Below are 22,593 nucleotides of genomic sequence, written 5' to 3' on the forward strand. Positions count from 1 at the left end.
GGCTATTACACTCGTGTTCATGGTTGATACAGCACGATCGTTTGCAGATGGATTCACCGAATATGTTTCGGGGTCGCCTTCCTCATTCCACGCCGCGGCCTTGGGCGCGCAGTTGTTGCAAGAGGCGGGGTTTGAGGTGTTGCAGAGGGCAGATGCATTCCCTACTAAAGATGCCTTGGAGCACACAGGGCCAAGGCGCTTCGCGCTCGTGGTTGATGGAGCCCTGATTGCTTGGGTGATCCCCAAGGGCGCAAACGTGGAGGAATCGGCGTTTCGTATTATCGGCGCGCACACGGATTCACCAGGGTTCAAGTTGAAGCACCAGGCATCAACCGAGAGTCACGGCTGGCTGCAGGCAAACGTTGAGGTCTACGGTGGACCAATCGTGCACTCATGGTTTGACCGAGATCTCACGCTGGCCGGGCAGGTGACGTTGCGTGATGGCACCACCCGGCTGGTGCACACGCCCCCGATGCTCACCATCGCCTCCCTGGCTATCCACTTGAGCCCCCAGCCACGTACTTCGGTGGAGATTGACCGTCAGGCACACACGCAACCTGTGGTGGGGCTCCTCGGTGGCGATGCCGGAAACACCAGTGTGTTGGCTAAGGTTGCGGAGGTATTGGGGGTCACTGAGGCAGATATCGTGGCCCATGACCTCATTACCTCCCCCGCGGAGCCTTCGCGCGTGCTGGCCTCTGGGCTATTGGCGTCACCACGCTTGGACAACCTCTCCAGCGTGTTCCCCGCGCTCAGGGCGCTTGCAGATGCCTCAGATGAGTTGGAAACCGGTAAAGACATCGCGGTAGTTGCTTGCTTTGACCATGAGGAGGTGGGTTCCGGCAGCGTGACGGGCGCGGAGGGTCCGCTTTTGGAGGAGACCCTGGGGCGCGTCGTTCATGCCCTGGGAGGAGACGTGGAGCAAAAGGCGCGGATGTTCGCCAGGTCCACAATGCTTTCCGCGGATGCTGCCCACTCCGTGCACCCGAACTATGCCTCCCGGCATGATCCTTCGAACGCCCCGGTGATGGGCGCAGGCCCCGTGCTCAAGCTCAGCGCGAACCAGCGTTATGCGAGCTCCACCAGGGCAACTGCGGCGTGGGTGCAGGCTGTAGAGCGTGCGGGCGTTGCATCACAGTCCTTTGCGAACAACAACGCTGTGCCAGGTGGCACCACCATCGGACCGCTGAGCGCCACCCGCTTGGGGATTGACACCGTGGACGTAGGCATTCCGTTGCTGGCCATGCACTCGGTTCGGGAACTTGCGCACATCGAAGACCTCCACGCCTTCTACCGAGCACTCGCGGCATTCCTAGCGGCGGCGTAGACCGCTGAGCCCGCAGGGGCCGCGAGGGGCTGAGAGGCTGAAAGGTTTCCGGCATGGGACGCGGTGCTGCTTCACCTTGAGGCTCTGGTAAGTTTTTCCCACATGGCATACTCAGGACCTTTCCAAGCCGGTGACCGAGTCCAGCTCACCGACCCCAAGCGCCGGCACGCAACCATCGTGCTCGTCCCAGGGGAGCACTACCACACCCACAAGGGCAGGATCGCCCACGATGACATCATCGGAAAAAATGAGGGCACGGTAGTGAAGTCCGAGCAGGGCTACGAATACCTCTGCTTCCGCCACCTGCTGGTAGATCATGTCCTGTCAATGCCCCGCGGCGCGGCGGTGATCTACCCCAAGGACTCCGCCCAAATCCTCGTGGAGGGGGACATCTTCCCAGGTGCACGCGTGCTGGAGGCCGGCGCGGGCTCCGGGGCGCTGTCCATGACGCTGCTGCGCGCCGTCGGTGAGCAGGGCGAGGTGATCTCCTATGAGATCCGCGAGGACCACCTGGAGTTCGCCGAGCATAACGTGGATGAGTTCTTCGGCGGGCGTCCAAATAACTGGACCCCACGCCTTGGCGATCTCAAAGAGGTCACCCCTGAAGACATCGGTGGCCCGGTAGATCGCATCATTTTGGACATGCTCGCCCCCTGGGAATGCCTCGACGCAGTTCGTGAGCTGCTCCTGCCCGGTGGCGTATTCATGACCTACGTTGCCACCGTCCCACAACTCATGAAGGTGATGGAGGGCATCCGCGAGCAACAATGCTTCACCGAACCCCGCGCCTGGGAATCCCTCGTCCGTGACTGGCGCGTGGAAGGCCTGGCCACCCGCCCCGAACACCGCATGAATGCCCACACCGCATTCTTGGTATGGACCAGGCGCCTTGCCGACGGCGTCACGCCGCCACGTCCCCAACGCAAAGCGCGCAAATAGCGCCGCGCGGGGTCGCTGGAACTCGTTTTTCAAAGCAGTGGGTGAAGCCGCGGCGGATCTGTAGGTTTGGTAGGTAAGGTGTACCTATGCAAGAAGCATCCCACGCTGTGACTGACCCACACGAGCTGCGCCGCGCAAATGCGGCCCTTGGGGCTCGCAACCAAAAACTTGCCGAGCTCCTCAAAGCTACTCGGGACAAGATGGCGCGCCTCACCGCCCAACTCGAGGAGCTGGCGGTGCCGCCATCCACCTACGGCACCTTCTTGGAGTTCAGCTCCAGCAACAGCAACGCCATAGATGCTGCCTCCCTGAAATACGCGGAAGTGTTTACGGCTGGACGCAGGATGCGGCTGGCCATCAGCCCGCGGGTGGACACCTCGGAGCTGGTACCGGGTGTCATGGTTCGCCTCGGGGAGGCAAGCCAGATTGTTGAGGCCTGCGGGTTTGATACCACCGGTTCACTAGCCACCCTGGTTGAGATGGTGGGCACCGAGCGCGCACTGGTTGCTGAGCCCAACGGGGAGGAGCAGGTGCTGCGCCTGGCGCAGCCGCTCACCGAGCAGTTCTGCCACCGGCCGCGGGCGGGAGACACCGTGCTAGTGGATGCCAAAGCTGGGTACATCTTTGAGGTCATCCCCAAGACAGAGGTGGCAAAGTTGGCACTGGAGGAAGTGCCAGACGTGACCTACCAGGACATTGGTGGTTTGGACCGGCAAATCGAACAAATCCAAGATGCGGTGGAACTGCCGTTCGCCCACCCTGATCTCTACCGCGAATATGACCTCAAGCCGCCCAAGGGTGTATTGCTGTACGGCCCACCGGGTTGCGGCAAGACGCTGATCGCAAAGGCCGTGGCCAACTCCTTGGCCCAGCGCATCGGCAACGGCTCCCAAAGCTACTTTATTAACGTGAAGGGCCCTGAGCTGCTCAACAAGTTTGTGGGTGAAACCGAACGCAGGATCAGGTTGATCTTTGAGCGTGCCCGCGAGCTCGCTGAAGAGGGCCGCCCGGTGATCGTATTTTTTGATGAGATGGAGTCTATTTTCCGCACCCGCGGTTCTGGCGTGAGTTCGGATATGGAAACCACCGTGGTGCCGCAGTTGCTCACGGAACTCGACGGCGTAGAGGGCTTGAGCAACGTCATCGTCATTGGTGCAACCAACCGCGAAGAACTCATCGATCCCGCCATCCTTCGCCCAGGCCGCTTGGACGTAAAAATCAAGGTGGAGCGGCCCAACGCGCAAGACGCACTGGAGATCTTTGCCCGCTATCTCACCCCTTCAGTGCCCACCCAGGAGCCGGTTGCCAGGCTCATTGAGCAGGCGGTGGAGTACATGTACCGCGACAACCCCTTTGTGGAACTCACCTTGTTCGACGGCACCACCGAGCTGTGGCACTACCGCGATTTCGCCTCCGGCGCGATGATCGCCAACGTGGTGGACCGCGCCAAGAAGTTGGCGATCAAAGAGCAGATCGCCGCGGACAACCACCCCGCGCCGGAGGGTGAGGAACGGAAAGTGGGCATTGCCGCAGCGCACCTGCGCGCTGCGATTGACGCCGAAAACAGAGAAAACGAGGACTTGCCAAACACCGCCAACCCAGACGAGTGGTCCAGGATCATTGGCCGCCAGGGAGCCAAGGTGGTGCAAGCTCGAATTTTTGCCACCGCAACCAGTGCGGCACCACAACAGGAGGTCTCTGAATGATTGTGATCGGTAGCGAAACTGAGTACGGCATTTCCACGCCGGACAATCCAACGCTGAGCCCAATTTCCACCTCCACCCACGCGGTGGTCGCGTACTCCCTGGATCAGCGCTGCGCCACGAACGTCCGTTGGGACTTCGGCTCCGAGCACCCTCTGCGTGACCGCCGGGGGTTTGACCTGCGCCGCTATGACACGGTCCCGGTGGTAGACCCCCACGCAATTGGCGTGGCGAACACGGTGCTTGGCAATGGCGGGCGCTTCTACGTGGACCACGCCCACCCTGAGTATTCCTCGCCGGAGGTCACGAACGCCCTGGATGCGGTGCTCTATGACGCTGCCGGGGACCACATCCTGCTCAAAGCCGCAGCACTCGTGGCGGAGCACACCGCGCAGGGGCATTCGGTGCTGGAGCACCACGAGCCGGCGCCGGCGTTGAGAATCTACAAAAATAACACCGACGGCAAAGGCGCGAGCTACGGCGCGCACGAAAACTACCTGTACCCCCGTGACCTTGACTTTCAGGTGCTCGCACAGGCTTTGATCCCGTTCTTTGTGGCTCGCCAGGTGTTTATCGGCGCCGGCCGCGTGGGCCTGGGCCAACACGGGGAACGGCCCGGCTTCCAAATTTCCCAGCGCGCAGACTTCATTGAAACCGAGATCTCCCTGGAAACCACGCTCAACCGAGGCATCATCAACACCCGCGATGAGCCCCACGCCCAGGCAGACAGCTTCGGCCGCCTGCACGTCATCATCGGTGATGCCAACCTCTCGCACACCTCCAACCTGCTGAAATTCGGCCTCACCTCACTGGTGCTGGAGGCAGTCATCGCCGGGGAAACCTTCAGTGACCTCGCGCTGCAACACCCAGTCACAGAAGTACAGCGAGTGAGCCGCGACCTCAGCCTCACCCACCGCCTCACCCTGAAAGATGGCCGGGAGCTCACCGCACGCGAACTGATCGCGGAGTATCTTGCACGGGTGCAGCCGCGCACGCCTACTGACGAACACGTGTTGGCTACCTACCGCGAGGTAGACACCCTGCTGGCCCAGGGGCCGCTGGCTGCTGCACAGCACCTGGATTGGTGTGCCAAATACTCCCTCATCACCTCCTTCCAGGCCCGCGGCGTGGACATTGCTGACGCCAAGATGCAGTTGATCGACCTCCAGTACACGGACATCGATCCCGCGAAAAGCCTCTATCACGCTCTGGTGCGCCAAGGGAAAATGCGCACGCTGTTTAGCGCTGAGGAAATCGCACAGGCGGCGCTCGTCCCACCAGCAGATACTCGCGCCTACTTGCGCGGTGAGGTGATACGCCGCTTCGATTCGGCGGTGGTGGCCTCCAGTTGGGAGTCCTTCACCCTCGCCGCAGGCGAGCAGGAGGAAAAGCTGTGGCGGGTGGTGCTGAGCGACCCGCTTGCGATGGGCAAGGCCGACGCCGAGCCGCTGCTCCGTGGTGACGTCGGTACGCTCCTTTCAGGTCTTGAGCAGGCGCCCGGCGTGGAGACAATACAGCTGCCTGCGGCGCGGTACTAGAATGAGGCAGACATTTTCAAGGAGGCAACCATGGGAACGCAACAAGTGCATTCAGGCGGCAAGGATAACGACGCCACCGAGTTGGCCCAACAGGCCGCACAGGTGCAGGTGAACACCGCGGGTGTGGATGACCTGCTCGATGAGATTGACGGACTGCTTGAGCACAACGCGGAGGAGTTTGTTCGCTCCTACGTGCAAAAGGGAGGCCAGTAGTCACGTGGTCGGGCAATTGTGGGGCGAGGCAGAAGCGTTGGAGCCAGACGCCGCTCGGGCGCTCACCCGGCGCATCGTGGGCGTGGAAACGGAGTACGGCATCACCTGCGTTGCGGAAGCAGGGGAGCGCAAATTGGGTGCAGATGCTATCGCTCGCTACATGTTCCGCCCCATCGTGGAGGAGTTTCAAAGCTCAAACATCTTTGTTTCCAATGCCTCACGGTTGTACCTGGACGTCGGCTCCCACCCGGAATACGCCACGGCGGAATGTGATAGCCCCACCCAACTGCTGGCCTATGAAAAGGCCGGCGATGTGATTGTGAACCGGCTGGCTGAGGAAGCCGAGCGCGCCCTCGGCAAGGAGGGCATCGGGGGCCAGGTGTACTTGTTCAAGAACAACCTGGACAGTTTTGGCAACTCCTACGGCTGCCACGAGAACTACCTGGTAAGCCGCTCCGCGGTCCTGAAAACCCTGGGCAAGAGCTTGCTGCCGTTTCTGATTACCCGCCAACTGCTCTGCGGCGCCGGCTCCATCCAGGACGGTGTGTTCCAGCTTTCGCAGCGCGCCGACCACGTCTGGGAGGGGGTATCGAGCGCTACCACGAGGTCGCGCCCGATCATCAACACCAGGGACGAACCACACGCGGACTCTCACCGTTTCCGCAGGCTGCACGTGATTGTGGGAGACTCCAACATGGCAGAGCCCTCCACCTGGCTCAAGGTGGGAAGCACCTTCCTGGTTTTGGAAATGATCGAGGCCGGGTACGAGCCCAAAGGCTTGGAGCTGGCCAATGAGATGCAGGCCATCAGGGATGTTTCCCGCGGCCTGCCGCCAGCACCTGAATCGGCACCGGAATTTGCACCGGGCGCTACTCCAGCGCAGCTTGTCTCCGGGGAGCAGCGTAGCGCTGTGGAGATTCAACGCGCCTACCTGGATGCTGCAAAGCAGTGGCTGGGGCTGCGCAAGCAAACGCTGGCCCAGCATGAAACTGAGCACCATGCCGAGCTGGAGCGCGTGGTCGCCCTCTGGGAGAAGGTGGTCAGTGCCTTGGAGCGGGGTGATCTTGCTGCGCTCGCCCAGGATGTGGACTGGGCAATCAAGCTGAACCTGCTGCGTTCCTACCAGCAGCGCCTCGGCTTATCACCTGAGGATTTCAGCCACCCGAAGCTACGGCAAGTGGATCTGGCTTACCACGACATCCGCCCGGGGCGCGGCCTGTTCAGCGCCCTTGAAGCCAAGGGCCTGGTGCACCGCATCCTCAGTGATTCGGACATCCTGCACGCTGTCGATCACGCCCCAAGCACCACTCGAGCCACACTACGCGGCCGTTTCCTCCAGGCAGCCCGGCAGACGCAGGCGCCGGTGAGCGTCGATTGGCTCCGAATGATGGTTGCCCGCCCGGAACCGCAAATCGTTGAGCTCGGCGACCCTTTCCTCACCGAAGAACCACAGGTGGATGCCCTCATCGAGTACATGCTCGCGCACCACAACGCCGATACTTCCGAGCAGGGGACCTAAGCCATGAGCGCACCGGCACCGCGCAACTATGCGATTGAACGGCAAACCAACCTTACTTTTGCGTTCCTGAATGCTGAGCGTTTAGGCCGCTCCATGCTCCCTGCCGAGTGGGTGATCGCAAACGTGGAAGGCTACGCGCGCACGCCGGAGGGGGAGAAACGCGCCACAGATGCGGCTAAGCGGCTGTTCCACCGTGACCGCCAAGTGCTCCTCGCCGCTGGTGTGCCCATTGAGGCGATCGCCACCAGTGACGGCACCGGCTACCGGCTCCAATCCGATGACTACACCCTCCCCGAGCTGCACTTCACCCCGGAGGAGGCAACCGCCCTGGCAGTGGCCAGCCAGCTTGGGCAAGGCTCAGAGCTTTCCGGATTCCAGCGGTCCGGGTGGACCAAGCTCGCCGCAACGGGTCTGCAGCGTGACCTCCAAACAGCCCCGCAACTGCGCGCGTACAACGATCTCACCGAAATTGGTGCTCAGGACCTTGACGCTATCCTTCGAGCCGTTGCCACCACCCGCACCGTCACCTTCGACTACCGCCGCACCAAAACCAGCGAACCCGTGCGCCGCGAAATCGACCCATGGGGCCTGGTGACCCACAAGGACCGCCTCTACCTCACGGGATTTGACCGCACTCGCAACGCCCCACGCACCTTCCGCATGACCCGCATCGCCCACGTCACGATCCAACCCACCTCCGCCGCGCCCGACTTCCACGGCCCCGGCACCAGGGATCTCAAAGAAATGGTGCTGGAGCAGCTCGCCCAAGGAACCACGCTTACCGACGCCACCCTGAGCGTTGCCGGCGCACTCCCAGCCTGGCTCCGCGAACTGAATCCGCACGTCGTGGACGAGCACCCCCTGAATGGCGCTGCCCAAGACCTGCAGGTGATTGAAGTTCGTGGTGCTGTGGAAGATGATTTAGCCCGAAACGCCCTGGTGGCGTACCCCGCCGTGGAGGTGCTGGGCCCGGCGCCGCTACGCGCGCGGATTGCCCAGTTGGCCGGGGTTCAGACGGATCTTCAGGAAGGCGCAGCACAAGCAAAGGAGCGCGAATGACCCACAAACTGCAGCGCTTGCATGACCTTGTCCGCATGTTGAACCTCTTGCCTTACTTCAAGGCGCACCCGGGGCGCTCCATGCTGGAGGCAGCGGCTGACTTGGGCACCACACCGGAGCAAATTCGGGATGACCTCAACCGGCTGTTTTGCTGTGGCCCCGGTAGCTTGCCTGATGAGCTAGTGGACCTGGACCCCAACCTCAAGGCTGTGCATGTGATCGATGCCCAAGGAATGGATACCGCCTTGCGGCTCACCCGGACCGAGGCTGGCGCCTTGTTGCTGGCCCTGGAATCCCTGGAACAGGTACCGGGCTTGGTGTCCACAGCAGCGGTGGAGTCTGCGGCGGCGAAGATCCGCGGGATCATGGCCCAGGAAGCTGCTGCTGTTGTGGATAGCACCGCGGTTGCGTTAGCACCCGCCGAGGTGCTGGAAACGATCCGCCAGGCAATGGCACAAAGGCAGCAGCTTCGCTTTAGCTATCTTGGCCAGGGGGAGCAGGATCCCAGCATAAGGACAGTGAGCGCAGCGAGGTTATTCACAGCCCAGGGGCATTCCTACCTCACTGCCTGGGAGGAAGCCAAGGGGGACCACCGGACGTTCCGCCTGGACCGCATGAGTGCAGTGGAGCTCCACAGCCAGGACTCCAGGCCCCACCTGCACCGGCTCACCCAAGACCCAGAAGACCCATTTGGATTCGCGCACGTTACGGCGAAGGCGCACTTCCTCATTCGCCAGGATGCGTTGTGGCTGGCTGAGGGTACAGCCATTGAAGTTCTGGGCGCCGCGGACCAACACGGTTGGGTGGAGTGCAGCGCGCCTCTGGTTGCCCAGGCCTGGCTGGTGGAGTTCGCGTTGCGCAATGCTGACCGGGTCCGGGTGATCGCACCCGCGGGGGCCGCTGAGGAGGTCCGCGAACGTGCCCAGCGAGCCGCGCAGGCTTATGGCACCCCAGCGCAGGTGTAGTCAGACCCGCTGCTGACCTGCCAAGTCTGCAAAAACCGAGTGTTTGGGTGAGCATTTGAGCGTTGGGCACTACACTTGGCAGGGTGTATAGCAAGTCTTCTTGCACATCAACCGGAAAAGGTGGTGCTCGCGCCACCGCAGAACCTTGCTCCATACTGCAAGTTTCCCTGTTCTGAAAGGACTCTCATGAGCGTTGGACCACTCGAAATCGGCATCGTTGTACTGCTCGTGGTACTGCTCTTCGGCGCCAAGAAGCTGCCGGACGCAGCTCGTTCCCTGGGCCGTTCCATGCGTATCTTCAAGTCCGAGGTCAAGGAAATGAAGAATGACGACGAGCGCTTTGAGCAGCAGCGTCAAATCAGCGCAGCAAACCAGCAGAACCTAGCAGGCACCGCTCAGCCAAACGTTGCGCCGCTGCAGCAGCCAATTCAGCAGCCTGTGGAACAGCCAATTCAGCAGCCATACAACCAGCAGCAAAACTAAGCGGACATGACCCAGAATCAATCCACGCCGGATTCCGCTTCATCTGCCAATAATGTGGTCACCAAGGTTCCTCGCTCACGGCGGGGCACCGGCGGCCGCGTGCCGCGCAAGAATGGGAAGAGCGGGAGTAGCTTCGCCGCCAAACTGCGTGTGCTGAAGAACAAGGTATCGGTAGGCCGGCGGCGGGAAAACGCCACCGGTGAGATGTCCCTGGTGGACCACATCCAGGAGTTGCGTCGGCGTGTGATCATCGCGCTGATCGCCGTGGTGATCGGCACCATCCTGGGGTTCATTTGGTATCAGTACCGCGTTGGGCCGATTGATTCTTTGGGTGACATTCTGCGTGGCCCTTACTGCAACCTGCCGCCGGAAAAGCGCGCTGACTTCACCAATGACGGTGAGTGCCGTCTGATTGCAACCAGCCCCTTTGAAATGTTCATTCTGCGCCTTAAGGTGGGTGCGCTTGCCGGTTTGGTCCTGGCCTCACCCGTCTGGCTCGCGCAAATCTGGGGCTTCATCACCCCTGGATTGCATAAGAATGAACGCCGGTGGACGTTCAGCTTTGTCAGCTCCGCCGTCACGCTGTTTGTGCTCGGCGCCATCTTGGCGTACTTCGTGGTCTCTTACGGCCTGGAGTTCCTCATGTCCATGGGTGATGAGTTCCAGGTGGCAGCCCTCTCCGGTATCCAATACTTCAACTTCCTGCTTGCCCTACTCATCATTTTCGGCGTGAGCTTCGAGCTGCCGTTGTTGTTGGTGATGCTCAACATCGTGGGTTTGGTGTCCTACGAGTCGTTGAAAGACAAGCGCCGCCTCATCATCGTGGGGCTGTTCGTGTTCGCCGCGGTGATGACCCCAGGCCAGGACCCGTTCTCCATGGTGATGCTCGCCTTTGCGTTGAGCTTGCTGGCGGAACTGGCCATCCAATTCGCGCGGATCAATGACAAGCGTCGCGTCACCGAGCGCCCTGACTGGCTCGATGGAGACGACGAAACTGCCAGCCAGCTCGACCAGACCCCGGATGACATTGCCCCCGCGGCACCGCTTGCGGGCGAGGCGGCGGTGGCTGCGTCGGCAAGCGAAGCCCCAAGCCCGCTCCATACCCCGGATTCCCTGTCTGACCCAGCCCCGCTTGACCAGTCCCGGAACTTTGACGACGTGTTGTAGTCCGGCCTTCATGGTCTAATGGAGCAATGAACACCCCCTTCTTTGACACCTTTGCACGCACCCTCGGATTCCCGTTGGATGATTTCCAGATCCAGGGGTGCCGCGCGATTGAGCAGGGAAGCGGGGTGTTGGTGTGTGCACCCACGGGTGCCGGCAAGACCGTCGTGGGGGAGTTCGCTGTAGCGTTCGCGCTGCACCAGGGCACAAAATGCTTTTACACCACTCCGATCAAGGCGCTCTCCAACCAGAAGTACCACGAGCTCGTGGCCAAACACGGTGAGGAGAACGTTGGCCTGCTCACGGGGGATGTGTCCATCAATCATGACGCCGATGTGATCGTGATGACCACCGAAGTGCTCCGCAACATGATCTACGCGCAATCAGACACGCTGCTGGCGCTGAGCCATGTGGTGATGGATGAGATCCACTTTCTTTCGGATAAGGCGCGCGGCGCGGTGTGGGAGGAGGCCATCCTGGGCCTCGACGAACACGTCTGCCTCGTGGGACTTTCCGCCACGGTAAGCAACTCTGAGGAGTTCGGTGCCTGGCTCAACACCGTGCGCGGCCACACCGAGGTCATCGTGTCCGAACACCGCCCTGTGCCGCTGCACCAGTGGATGCTCGTGGGCAGGCGGGTCCACCCCTTGTTCGCTCCCGGCACCACCGGTGAACTCAACGAGCAGCTCGCGGCGCACATCGCCCGCCTCGAAGGCACCGAGGCAGATCGCTACGCAGGCCGACGCCACCAGGTCTCGTCACAAGCGGGCTTCCGCTCACGGTCACAGGGAGATGGGGCTCAGTGGGACAGCAGCGCGGGCCGTTCTGGCAGTGCGAGCAGGAGCGGGCGCCCCAGGGCGCAGGACCGTTTCCGCCCGCTTTCCCGACCGGACGTCCTAGAGATCCTGCAAGGCCATGACATGATGCCGGCTATCACCTTCATTTTTTCCCGCGCGGGCTGCGACGCTGCCCTCTACCAATGCCAACGCTCCTCCTTGGTGCTCACCAGCCAGCAGGAGGCCCAGGAGATCGCGGAGATCGTGGATCAGGGCGTGGCGGAGATCCCGGAGGAAGATCTCAAGGTGTTGGGCTTCCGCCAGTGGCGTTCCGCACTGATGCGCGGCTTCGCAGCCCACCACGCCGGGATGCTGCCGGCGTTTCGCCACATCGTGGAAGAACTGTTTACCAAGGGCCTTGTGCGCGCGGTCTTTGCCACAGAGACCCTGGCATTGGGGATCAACATGCCGGCGCGCACCGTGGTGCTGGAGAAGCTAGTGAAGTACAACGGTGAAGCGCATGTGGACCTTACCCCAGGCCAATACACCCAGCTCACCGGGCGTGCTGGGCGCCGCGGCATTGACCACATCGGCCACGCGGTGGTCCAGTGGCAACCAGCGATGGACCCCGCCCAGGTGGCCGGGCTGGCCTCCACCCGCACCTACCCGCTGAACTCCACCTTTGCCCCCGGCTACAACATGAGCGTGAATTTGCTCAAGACCATCGGCTTTAACCAAGCTCACCAGCTTCTGGAGATGAGCTTTGCGCAATATCAGGCCGACGGCTCCGTGGTGGACGAGGTCCGCGCAATCCAGGTGGCCAAACGCCGGGAAGAAAAGGCTCTGAGGGAGTTTCATGAGGCGATTGCGGCGCGCGGGCTTGAGCCGGATGCCGCCAGCGCCCTCATGGACTCCTTCCTTGATTACATGGAGTTGCGCACGCAACTTAGCCAAGCGGAACGTGAGCAAAAGAAGAACGCGATCCAGCAGCGCCAAGCTGAGATCACTAAGGTGCTCGCGCGGCTGCAGCTTGGGGAGGTGATCGCACTGCCTTCGCGGAAGTCACCTGAGCTGGCGGTGGTGGTGCAGCCGGCCAACAACCCGCATGATCCAAAACCGTGGATCATCATGGAATCCGGGTGGTCCGGGCGCATTGATGTATCCCAGTTCGGCGTGCCCCCGGTGCACATTGGCGTGATGCGCCTGCCTCGTGGCGTCATTGCCAAGCCGGGCTCCCAGGTCCATGTGGTGCAGCGACTTTTCCGCAAGCACTCATTCAGGCGCCCCCGGAAGCTGCGCCATGAGGCACGCACCAAGAACAACGCCAAGGTCAATGCCCTACGCCTGGCCATCCGCGACCATCAGGCTCACCGCGTGGAAGGCCGCGAGGAGCTGGCCCGCATTGCGGAAGCACTCCAGCGCACGCGCCGCGAGGTTGCCCGCCTGGAATCCACGGTCAGTAAGGCCACGGACACCTTGGGGCATACCTTTGACCGCATCCTGGGACTGCTCGCCGAGCTGGACTACGTGGAGTTCCGCGAGGGCGTGCCCTACATCACCGACGAGGGCGAGCGCCTGGCACTCATCCACAACGAGTCTGACCTCCTGGTAGCCCAGTGCCTCAAGCGCGGGATTTGGGATGGCCTGGACCCTGCCGAGCTCGCGGGCGTGGTGAGCATGCTGAGTTTTGAAAACCGCAAAGAAACCCGCGGCTCAGCGGATGCCGCCACTGAACCGATGGCCAAGGCAATGAACGCCACCATGCGCCTGTGGGATGAGCTCAGCGTGGACGAACGCCGCCACAACCTTCCGATCACCAAGACTCCCGAGCCCGGCTTTGCCCTGGCGATGCACCAGTGGACCGCGGGCGCTCCGTTGGGGTACTGCTTAGCCGCGGCCGCGCAGTCCGGTGCGGAACTCACCCCGGGTGACTTTGTGCGCCAATGCCGCCAGGTAATCGACCTCCTCGAGCAGGTCCGCAACACCAGCTACAGCGCGGACACGCAGAAAGTGGCCCGACGTGCCATTGACGCAATCCGACGTGGCGTGGTGGCCATCGGCGCCTAAGCAGCTATTGAGCGCTCGTGGTTGGGTCAGGGCTAGTGGCCGAGGAGTTTGCCTCGGTGCGGTGCAACGAGTGCGCAGGTGGCTAGCCCGATGTTGATGCCTGCCGGGTCCAGGATCATTGACTGGAGTCCGAGGATCTCCCAGCCTTGGAGCATGGGGCTTCCGGAATCACCTTTGATGGCTTTCCGGTTATGCACCACGCTCACGGAGGGATAGGTCCTGGTGCGCCAGTTTCGGCTGAGTTGCAGTGGCCACATGAGCACAGCGATACCGCGTAACAGGCCTTTTTGGGACACCATGGAGATCCGCATGCCGGGCAAAAGCCAGCGGGTGGATACGTAGGGGTAGCGGCGCAATTGGATGGGCCGGCTCAGCCGGAGCACTACGAGGTCCGATACCTCTGTGCCTGGGATCGGCGTGGCACGGATCCGTTGTGTGCCCACCAGGATCGGCAGCCCAGGGGGTAGCTCCCTGAGGAAGTGCCGGACTGTGAGCACTTTGGTGGGGCTGATCAGCACGCCAAAACAATAGGTAGTGCCGCTGCGTAGGGTCACCACGGCGTCTTCGGGTGTGGCCTGTTGATCAAGGTGTGCTGTCACCTTTTTGAGTGTAGATCAGGTCTTGAGCATGTTGGCTGCTGGCGCAATGTAGGTGTTGGGGGCACAGGGGCTAAGATGGCCTGCATGAGTGCAGCACACAATCCCTCGATGTTTCCTGCCCAGGTGTACGCGGGCCGCCTCACGGCAGCCCAGGAGCACCTGCAGCGTGCAGGCCTTCATGGGGTGGTGATTGGGGCCGGACCGCACCTGGCCTATTTCACAGGTAGTTGGCTTTCCACCTTTGAGCGCCTGACTGCGTTGATCATCCCTGCCAACGGCACACCGACGATGATCGTGCCCGCAGTAGACGCAGGTGACCTGGCTCTTTCCGCCGTACCTGAACTCGAAGTCACTGTGCGTTCCTGGACGGATGGCGAGCCCGCCCACGAATACGCGGTGGCGGCGCTGCTAGGGTCCAGCGGTGGGGTAACCAACCCGGCGTTCGCGCAACCGGTGAACGTCGGCATCAGCCCCGATCTCAGCGCTGCGCACCTTTTGAAGATCCAAGAACTCCTGGGCCCAGGTTCGCGGACCGTGTTGGGCACTGAGGTACTTGCTGCGCTGTTTGTGGCCAAGGATGAGGCAGAAATTGCCCAGTTGCGCCAGGCAGCGCAAGCGATCGACCGCGTTCATGCCGCTGTCCCAGCGCTGCTACAAGCGGGCGTGACTGAGGCCAGCGTGGCTGCCCAGATCCGTGAGTTAATCCTGCAGGAACACGTGGCGGTGGATTTCACCATCGTGGGTTCTGGCCCAAACGGTGCCAATCCGCACCACGAGTTTTCCTCTCGCGTACTCGAAACCGGAGACGTGGTTGTGGTGGACATCGGCGGCACCACCGCATACGGCTATCACTCGGACTGCACCCGCACCTACGTGGTGGGGGATCCGCAGCAGGCGGAGCCAGAAATCAGAGAAATGTATGAGGTCCTCTACCGTGCCCAAGCCGCTCAGCTTGAGGCGATTCGCCCAGGCGTCACCGCGGAGCACATTGACGCCATCGGTAGGGAGATCATCACCCAAGCCGGCTTTGGCGAGTACTTCATCCACCGCACCGGCCACGGCATCGGACTTTCCACCCATGAGGAGCCGAACATCATGGCCGGCAACACCCTGGTGTTGGAAGAAGGCATGGCCTTTTCCGTGGAACCAGGAATCTACCTGCCCGATGTGGCCGGGGCGCGGATCGAGGACATCGTGGTGGTCACCGCCCAAGGCGTGGAAGTGCTCAACACCCAACCGCGTGAGCTGCAAGGATCCAAGCCATGAGCACGGTCCTCATCTTGGGCGCAACCAGTGAAATCGGTGGTGAAATAGCAAAGCTGCTGGCAGCGGGAAATACGTTTCACCTGGCCGCACGCCGCCTGGATGCTCTCGCTCCTCTCCAAAGCCAGCTTGAACGCCTAGGCGCGCGCCAGGTCCAGCTCCACGAGTTTGACGCCCTAGATGCCACGCGCATCGAGCCGCTGCTTGCCCAGATCGGGCATCTGGATGTGGCTGTGGTTTCCTTCGGCATCCTCGGCGATCAAGCCCAGGCTGAGGCCGAACCCGAGCACGCAGCGCTGATCGCGAACACCGATTACACCGCCCAAATCGTGGCGCTGACCGCGCTCGCAGCGCACATGCGGCAACAGGGCATCGGCACGATCGTGGCCTTTTCCTCCATCGCAGGGTTCCGGGCGAGGCGCCCGAACTATGTGTACGGCTCAACCAAAGCTGGGCTGGACGCCTTCTGTCAGGGGCTTAGCGACGCGCTCCACGGTAGCGGCGTGCAGGTGATCACGGCGCGTCCCGGTTTTGTGATCGGGTCCATGACCAAGGGGATGAAGCCAGCCCCGATGTCCGTGTACGCCACGGACGTTGCTCAGGCGGTGGTTGCACAGATAGCTCGCGGGAAGTCGCGCACCCTGTGGATTCCCGCCAAACTGCAAATACTCGCTTGGGTGATGCGGCTTGTACCACGCCCGATTTGGCGCAAGTTGCCGCGCTAAGGATGAATTGAAAAGAAAGCAATGACTTCATCAAACATCACCGTGGTGGGCATCAATGCCTCCTCAGGTACCTCCGCGCAGGATACATTTACCACGCAAGCCCAAAAGGTGCTCGCGAGCGCAACCGTAGTAATCGGCGCGAAGCGCCAACTAGACCTGGTTGCTGAGTGGACTCCCGCAGACCTCGTAGAACTCCCGCGGCCGCTGCTCCCGGGCCTGAACATGCTTCTGGCCACCCACACTGCGCAACCCATGGCGAGTGTTGTGGTGCTAGCCTCCGGCGACCCGATGTTTTATGGGATCGGAGCCACGGTGAGGCGGCTGGGCTACGCCCCTTTGGTGCTGCCTGTGCCGTCGTCGGCAAGCCTTGCCTGTGCCCGCCTCGGATGGGCGTTGCAGCACACGGAAATCTACAGCTTGGTCACTGCTCCCGTTGACTCTTTGGCGATCCCCGTGGCCAAGGGTATGCCGTTTTTGGTGCTGGGGCGTGATGAGCACACTCCCAGCGAGGTGCGCCGCTTCGTGCCGGAGGAGACAGTGGTGGAGGTTCTGCACAACCTCGGTGCGGAGGATGAACGCCGAGTGGTGCTTGCCCCAGGTGCGCCGGTGGAGCCGATGCCCGGCTTGAACATTTTGGCCGTCACGCCGCAAGCCAACCGAACCTTTGCTGAACGCCCACCGGCGGCGTCGTTGGCGCCCGGTTTGCCAGATGATTGCTATGAGCACGACGGCCAGCTCACCAAGTCCCACGTTCGGGCGCTGGCAATCGCTGCGCTGCGCCCTATGACCGGGGATGTGCTCTGGGACATCGGCGGTGGCTCGGGTTCGGTGGCGATTGAGTTTCTGCGCGTGGGTGCGCAGGCGGTGAGCATGGCTGCGCAGTCGCCACACCAGTGCCGCGCGGTGGTGTTTGAACGCAACCCTGAGCGTGCCGAGCGTATTCAGGCCAACGCAGCAACGCTGGGTGTATCCACCCTGTTGAGCGTGCAGGGTGCGGCACCGGAGGCCTTTGCCAAAGCCCTGGAATCCCCAACAGCGGTGTTCATCGGTGGTGGGCTCACCATCCCCGGTGTGTTTGAGCAGGCTTGGGAGCGGCTGCGCCCCGGCGGGCGCCTGGTGGCCAATGCAGTCACCATTGAGACCCAAGCACGGCTGTTTGAGCTGCGCAAACAATTCGGTGGGGAGCTGCACCACTTTGCAATCAGCCACGAACATGCAATTGGCAGCTTCACCGCTCTGCGCCCAGCACTTGGGGTGCACCAGTGGTATGTGGAAAAGAACTAGCCTCGCCCGGAGCAATATCCCGGAGCAAAACCCGGAACATCACCGGAACCAGTGAAGGAGCAACGAATGACCGTCTATTTCATCGGCGCAGGCCCAGGGGCCGCGGACCTGCTCACCTTGCGTGCACACCGCATTCTCTCCGAGGCACCGGTGGTGCTGTACGCGGGCAGTATTGTGCCCGAGGAGGTATTGGAGTCTCTTGCGCAGGACGCCACCGTAGTGAACACCGCGCGCATGCCGCTTGAGGAGATCATCAACACCATCGCCCAGGCGGACCGGGAGGGCAAGGACGTAGCCCGGCTGCATTCCGGGGACCCGTCTATCTACAGCGCGGTAGCGGAACAGGCGCGCAGGCTGACGGAGCTGGGGATCGCCTACCAAATCGTCCCAGGTGTGCCCGCCTTCGCTGCGGTTGCGGCAAGCCTTGGCCACGAGCTCACGGTGCCCACGGTGGGCCAAACGGTGATCCTCACCCGCGTCCAGGGCAGGGCGTCTGCGATGCCTGAAGGCGAAGACCTGGCAACCCTCGGCGCGAGCAAAGCCACCCTGTGCATCCACCTTGCTGCCCATGACATCGAGCGCGTGGTTGCGGAGCTCACCCCGAACTACGGCGAATACTGCCCGGCCGCGGTGGTGGCTTACGCCTCCAGGGAAAACGAGCAGATCGTGCGCGGTACCCTCGGCGACATCGCTCAGAAAGTACGTGAGGCCAACATCCAGCGCACCGCGGTGATCGTGGTGGGAAGGGTGCTCGGCGCGGAGGGCTTCCCTGATTCCTTCCTCTATTCCGACGACCGTCCGCGCGACGAACACGGAAGGACCATTGCATGCGGGCATTAATCCTGGGCGGCACCGGGGAAGGCCGCGAAGTCGCGCGGCTGTTGGCAGAGCGAGGCTGGCACGTGACCAGCTCACTTGCAGGCCGAGTTTCCGCTCCCAAGTTGCCTGTGGGCGAGGTCCGCATCGGCGGCTTTGGTGGCCCGGCTGGGCTTACCTCCTGGCTGCTCAACCAAGGCGTGGAGGTGGTCATTGATGCCACGCATCCCTTTGCGGAACGGATCAGCCAGTCCGCCGCGGAAGCTGCCAGGGCCACCGGCATTCCCCTGATCGCCCTGCACCGCCCGGCCTGGGTGAAGCAAAAAGGGGACAAGTGGATTGAGGTGAGCTCCATGCAGGAAGCAGCCGAACAGGCTACGCGTTTTGCTCACGTGCTGCTCACCATTGGCCGCCAGCAGCTCGCTGCTTTTGCCAATGATCCCCACAACCTCTACGTGATCCGCACTGTGGAACCCCCAAGCGCCCCACTGCCACCACGCCACCGCGTGATCACCTCCCGCGGGCCATTTGCCCTGGAGGATGAGAAGGCTCTGATGATCGGCAACCAAATTGACGTCTTGGTGACCAAAAACTCAGGCGGCACACTCACGGAGGCCAAACTCCAGGCTGCGAACCAGCTCGGAATTCCTGTGATCATGGTGCAGCGCCCTCCGTTGCCGAAGGTGGCCCTGCAGGCAAGCACCCCCAAAGAGGTGCTCACCCTCATCGAGCGGATCTAGCTGCTTACTGAGTAGCGAGTGCTTCTGCGGCGATCTCTGGCAGCCGCTCCACATCGGTCACCTGGGTGAGCTTGCCACCGGTAGCCGCCGCAGCCTCCGCGAGGTTCTCATCCGGCTCGTTCGCACCGAGGGAAAGCACCACTAGGCGCACCTGCGCTTGCTGGGCCACTGGTACAACGTCCATCACGTTCATCTCATCGGCGGTGCCGGAGGTAAAGGCCAGCACTGTCACCGGCTGCCCGTTTCCGGTCTGCACCGCGTAATCGGCAGCGTGCAGCAACGCCGCGGCCACTGCGGAGCGCGTCTGCGGTTGCCCACCAGTACCAAAGGCTTGGGCAATACCACTGAGCGAATCCGCACTGTTGCCCACACCCAGCGCCACGTTGTTGCGCCAGCCGGCCGTCACCCCTTCAGACAGTGGGGAAGAGTAGTTCCACAGGCCCAGCGCCCGCCCCTCGCCAACCTCGGCGGCAACTCGGGTGATCGCAGCAACCTCAGCGTTGAACCACTCACCGGCTACCCCCTGAGAGGTGTCCATGAGGAAGAGGACGTCCTGCTGCTGGGATTCTGCGGTTGCTACCGACGCGCCCAGCGTCCCCTCGCTGCTCAAGGCAGCCAGGGCCTCTGCGGCGGTTGCGAATCCTTGGGGCAACTCGGTACCGCCATTGAGCGCAATGGCCTGCCCAAAGTCAGCGCCGGCGCGGATCTTCTCCTCATCAACGGCATCGGTGGCGTTCAACGCCACCGCACGCAGCGGCTTGAAGGTGTCCGGTGCCTCCACGAACGTCCAGCCATCGGGAACGTTGGAGGCGGATACCGCAAATGCTGCGCCCTCCGTCACTGCTTGCTCCACGCTCAGATTGGTGTCCTGACTGAGAGCCTGCGCCACTGCGATTGCGTCCTCGCCGAGCTGCGCGGTGGCCACGAGTGCCGCGGCTAGGGGATCGCTGGCGGTGGGGTAGCGCACTTGCGCCTCCTCGGCCCATTCCACTCCTGCATCCTGGGTGGCAAAACCCACCTTTTCCATTGCCACTACAGGCCACTCCAGCGTGGCAGCGGAGCGCCCAGCCTGGGCGAGCGCTGCCTGGATCTCTTGGTCGGATTCGGCGGCAAGGTACACGCCAGCATCGGCAACATTGTCCGCCAAAGACGCTGTGACGCAGTAGTCACGAACCACCCGGTCTGCGCTGTTGTAGGCGTCAATGACATCCCGGGCGGCGTCGGGCTGCGATGATGCCACCGGAAGAATCAGTTCGCCGTTGATGCATTCGCCGCTAGCGGAGGATTCTTGGCGGGTTTGGGTGTACCACACGCTCACCGCCACCACCGCGAGGATGAGCGCGACCACGCTCAGGATGAAACCCTTTGATACCGCGTAGTTGCTTTTACCATCGGAATGCCTACCCAATTGTCACGCCTTTCTCCAACCACGGTGCACACGTGCAGGTGGGTTCTGTTGTGCTCGAGCGTTTACAGTGTAAGCGCGCGGGCGGCGTCGATTACAGCGACAAGCCGTGCGCGCACCGAACTGCCTCGTGCCGCAAGTTCTCGCTGGCGGTGTACGTATTCCGCCTTGCCCTCCGGCGTTTCAATAGCCACCACCCCAAATCCGAGCTCGCGGCAGTCATAAGGCGACGCCTCCATGTCCAAGATCCGCGCGTCCCACGCCAGGGTAAAGGCGTCCAGCAAGAGCTCACCGGGCACCAGCGGCCCCAGCTTGGTGGCCCACTTATACAGGTCCATGTTCGCGTGCAGGCAGCCGCGTTGCTCCATGTGTGGCTGGCTTTCCCTGTCCAGCACGGTGAGATTGAGCGGCCGCGCGGGCTCGGTGAAAAACCGGAAGGCATCAAAATGCGTGCAGCGCAGTTGCTCGCGGCGCACCACGGCGTCGGTGCCTTCCGCGCCGAGGCGCAGGGGGAGCTCGTGGCGCGGCTGCGGCGTTTCAAACACCATTGCCCATTCATGCAGGCCAAAGCAGTCAAAGTGCGCCGGGTTCACTTCAGTATTCGCCAGCAGCTCACGGATATAGCCCAGCGTCTGCTGCTTTGCGGCACAGAATGCGCCCAGGTCCACCTGTGTGATGCCTTCGGCGGTGCTGTACCACTTCCAGCCTGCCTGCACCGGCGGGGCATCCGAATCAGGATCATGGGCCAGTGCATTTCCGACGCCAGGGTGCCACCTGTGGAGGTGGGAGGCTCGAATCGGGTAGTACTCAAAGAGGAAATCAAACACTGGGTGGCGCTGCCCAGCTTTCCGACGCGCAACGTGCGCAGCGGTAAACGTCTCCGCGCGTGCGTCATGTTCTGCGGCCAGTGCCCGCCACTGTTCGGGGGCGAGCACGGTTGTGGTGGACGTGCCCATTGCTATTGCTCGTGAGTCCAGTCAGAGAAGGTGCCCACGTATTCTTCGATCAGGTCCTCCAAGGTGACCACGCCGAGGAGTTCGCCGCGGTCGCGGACCTGCGCCATATGGGCGGACTTCTTGTGCATCGCCTGCAGCGCCTCATCCATGGTGCCGGTGCCATCCACGATGGTCAGCGGCCTGATTTCCGAGCGGTGAATAATCATGTCCGGGTTGTTCTCGCCGAGGCGGTCCAGAATGTCCTTCACATGCACATAACCGATGAACGAGCCGTCTTTGCCAGTCACTGGGAAGCGGCTAAATCCGGTTTCAGCAACCGCCAGCTCCAGCTCCGTGAGCTGCGGGCCGCGCTGACCGAATGCGAGCGTGCGGACGTCGGAAAGCGGAATCAGCACCTCCTTGATGGAGCGATCTTCCACACGCAGCGCCTTGTTGAGGCGGGCGTGCTCCTCGGCGTCGAGCAGGCCTTCGGAGCGGGACTCGGAGATCATCGTGGCCAATTGTTCCTGGTCAACTGTGGAATCTAGCTCGTCCTTTTGCTCGATGCCCACCGCTCGCAACGTGATGCGCGCGATCCAGTTCATGAAGATGATCAATGGCCTCGTGATGCGCATGATCCACAACAAGGCGGGGCTGAGCCACATTGCCAAGGTTTCGGGGCCCGCCAGGGCGATGTTCTTTGGCACCATCTCGCCAAAGAGGATATGGAGGAAGGTGATCAGGCCGAGCGCGATCACAAAGCTGATTGGGTGTAGGAGATGGTCCGGCACACCCCAGTTTTGGAAGGGCTCCTCAATGAAGTGAGCGATCGCCGGTTCAGCAACCTTACCGAGCAGCAGCGAGCACACCGTGATACCGAATTGGCAAACCGCCAGCATGATGGACAGGTGCTCTGTTGCGTAAAGAACCGTGCGGGCGCCGCGGCGGCCCTGCGCAATCATGTTTTCCAGGCGGTCTTTACGCGAGGAAATGAGCGCGAACTCCGCTGCCACAAAGTAGGCGTTGGCCAGCAGCAGGCCAATGATGAGGAAAATCGTAGTGAGAAGGCTCAT

At 62.2% G+C, this 22,593-nt stretch carries 20 protein-coding genes; 16 read left to right on the forward strand and 4 right to left on the reverse strand.

The genetic code is table 11. The features are described from left to right. Window positions 1–19: 19 nt before the first annotated feature. The 11 genes from NQ018_RS03725 (at window position 20) to NQ018_RS03775 (ending at window position 13,753) form a co-directional block, all read left to right on the forward strand. A complete protein-coding gene (locus NQ018_RS03725) occupies window positions 20–1,327 on the forward strand; it encodes a M18 family aminopeptidase (protein WP_257058549.1) in 1,308 nt (435 codons plus the stop codon). Window positions 1,328–1,429: 102 nt separating this feature from the next. Beyond that, window positions 1,430–2,266: a tRNA (adenine-N1)-methyltransferase gene (locus NQ018_RS03730; RefSeq protein ID WP_257058551.1), complete on the forward strand. Its 837-nt coding sequence runs from the start codon at window positions 1,430–1,432 to the stop codon at window positions 2,264–2,266. A gap of 86 nt (window positions 2,267–2,352) precedes the next feature. Next, window positions 2,353–3,972, forward strand: coding sequence for a proteasome ATPase (arc, locus tag NQ018_RS03735; protein WP_257058553.1), 1,620 nt, complete (start codon window positions 2,353–2,355; stop codon window positions 3,970–3,972). Further along, window positions 3,969–5,507 carry a depupylase/deamidase Dop gene (dop, locus tag NQ018_RS03740; protein ID WP_257058556.1) on the forward strand — a complete coding sequence of 513 codons (1,539 nt, stop codon included), beginning with the start codon at window positions 3,969–3,971 and terminating at the stop codon, window positions 5,505–5,507. The genes arc and dop overlap by 4 nt, the downstream gene beginning before the upstream one ends. Window positions 5,508–5,537: 30 nt before the next feature. Further along, complete coding sequence (locus tag NQ018_RS03745) at window positions 5,538–5,720, forward strand: ubiquitin-like protein Pup (RefSeq protein WP_257038115.1); 183 nt, start codon at window positions 5,538–5,540, stop codon at window positions 5,718–5,720. Continuing rightward, a complete protein-coding gene (gene pafA / locus NQ018_RS03750; protein WP_257058558.1) occupies window positions 5,647–7,239 on the forward strand; it encodes a Pup--protein ligase in 1,593 nt (530 codons plus the stop codon). The genes NQ018_RS03745 and pafA overlap by 74 nt, the downstream gene beginning before the upstream one ends. A gap of 3 nt (window positions 7,240–7,242) precedes the next feature. Further along, on the forward strand, window positions 7,243–8,298 hold the full coding sequence (locus NQ018_RS03755) for a helix-turn-helix transcriptional regulator (protein WP_257058560.1): 1,056 nt from the start codon (window positions 7,243–7,245) through the stop codon (window positions 8,296–8,298). Beyond that, window positions 8,295–9,263: a helix-turn-helix transcriptional regulator gene (locus tag NQ018_RS03760; RefSeq protein ID WP_257058561.1), complete on the forward strand. Its 969-nt coding sequence runs from the start codon at window positions 8,295–8,297 to the stop codon at window positions 9,261–9,263. The genes NQ018_RS03755 and NQ018_RS03760 overlap by 4 nt, the downstream gene beginning before the upstream one ends. A gap of 186 nt (window positions 9,264–9,449) precedes the next feature. After that, on the forward strand, window positions 9,450–9,746 hold the full coding sequence (gene tatA / locus NQ018_RS03765) for a Sec-independent protein translocase subunit TatA (RefSeq protein WP_257058563.1): 297 nt from the start codon (window positions 9,450–9,452) through the stop codon (window positions 9,744–9,746). Between the two features lie 204 nt (window positions 9,747–9,950). Next, window positions 9,951–10,913, forward strand: coding sequence for a twin-arginine translocase subunit TatC (tatC, locus tag NQ018_RS03770; RefSeq protein ID WP_257038171.1), 963 nt, complete (start codon window positions 9,951–9,953; stop codon window positions 10,911–10,913). A 26-nt stretch (window positions 10,914–10,939) separates the two neighbouring features. Beyond that, entirely contained in the window at window positions 10,940–13,753 is a 2,814-nt protein-coding gene (locus NQ018_RS03775; protein ID WP_257058564.1) for a DEAD/DEAH box helicase, read from the forward strand. A gap of 32 nt (window positions 13,754–13,785) precedes the next feature. On the opposite strand, the gene NQ018_RS03780 is transcribed toward NQ018_RS03775, so the two are convergent. Next, a complete protein-coding gene (locus NQ018_RS03780; RefSeq protein ID WP_257058566.1) occupies window positions 13,786–14,352 on the reverse strand; it encodes a trypsin-like serine peptidase in 567 nt (188 codons plus the stop codon). An 84-nt stretch (window positions 14,353–14,436) separates the two neighbouring features. Here NQ018_RS03780 and NQ018_RS03785 point away from each other — a divergent pair, with 84 nt between their 5' ends. From NQ018_RS03785 to NQ018_RS03805, 5 genes are all read left to right on the forward strand, one after another. After that, window positions 14,437–15,618: a M24 family metallopeptidase gene (locus tag NQ018_RS03785; RefSeq protein WP_257058568.1), complete on the forward strand. Its 1,182-nt coding sequence runs from the start codon at window positions 14,437–14,439 to the stop codon at window positions 15,616–15,618. Next, the gene (locus NQ018_RS03790) at window positions 15,615–16,340 is read left to right on the forward strand and encodes an SDR family NAD(P)-dependent oxidoreductase (RefSeq protein WP_257058569.1); all 726 of its coding nucleotides are present in this window, start codon (window positions 15,615–15,617) and stop codon (window positions 16,338–16,340) included. The genes NQ018_RS03785 and NQ018_RS03790 overlap by 4 nt, the downstream gene beginning before the upstream one ends. 21 nt (window positions 16,341–16,361) lie before the next feature. Then, window positions 16,362–17,624, forward strand: a complete 1,263-nt coding sequence (cbiE, locus tag NQ018_RS03795) for a precorrin-6y C5,15-methyltransferase (decarboxylating) subunit CbiE (RefSeq protein ID WP_257058570.1) — start codon at window positions 16,362–16,364, stop codon at window positions 17,622–17,624. A 66-nt stretch (window positions 17,625–17,690) separates the two neighbouring features. Next, window positions 17,691–18,464, forward strand: a complete 774-nt coding sequence (cobM, locus tag NQ018_RS03800; protein WP_257058571.1) for a precorrin-4 C(11)-methyltransferase — start codon at window positions 17,691–17,693, stop codon at window positions 18,462–18,464. Next, window positions 18,452–19,180 carry a cobalt-precorrin-6A reductase gene (locus NQ018_RS03805; RefSeq protein ID WP_257058572.1) on the forward strand — a complete coding sequence of 243 codons (729 nt, stop codon included), beginning with the start codon at window positions 18,452–18,454 and terminating at the stop codon, window positions 19,178–19,180. The genes cobM and NQ018_RS03805 overlap by 13 nt, the downstream gene beginning before the upstream one ends. 4 nt (window positions 19,181–19,184) lie before the next feature. On the opposite strand, the gene NQ018_RS03810 is transcribed toward NQ018_RS03805, so the two are convergent. The 3 genes from NQ018_RS03810 to NQ018_RS03820 all read right to left on the reverse strand — a co-directional run bounded on the left by NQ018_RS03810 (window position 19,185) and on the right by NQ018_RS03820 (window position 22,593). Beyond that, window positions 19,185–20,528, reverse strand: coding sequence for a vWA domain-containing protein (locus NQ018_RS03810; protein WP_257058573.1), 1,344 nt, complete (start codon window positions 20,526–20,528; stop codon window positions 19,185–19,187). 122 nt (window positions 20,529–20,650) lie between these two features. Next, window positions 20,651–21,541, reverse strand: a complete 891-nt coding sequence (locus tag NQ018_RS03815) for a hypothetical protein (RefSeq protein ID WP_257058574.1) — start codon at window positions 21,539–21,541, stop codon at window positions 20,651–20,653. A 2-nt stretch (window positions 21,542–21,543) separates the two neighbouring features. Next, window positions 21,544–22,593, reverse strand: a complete 1,050-nt coding sequence (locus tag NQ018_RS03820) for a hemolysin family protein (protein ID WP_257058575.1) — start codon at window positions 22,591–22,593, stop codon at window positions 21,544–21,546.

The organism is Corynebacterium kozikiae, from assembly GCF_024580965.1.
GTDB classification, from domain to species: domain Bacteria; phylum Actinomycetota; class Actinomycetes; order Mycobacteriales; family Mycobacteriaceae; genus Corynebacterium; species Corynebacterium kozikiae.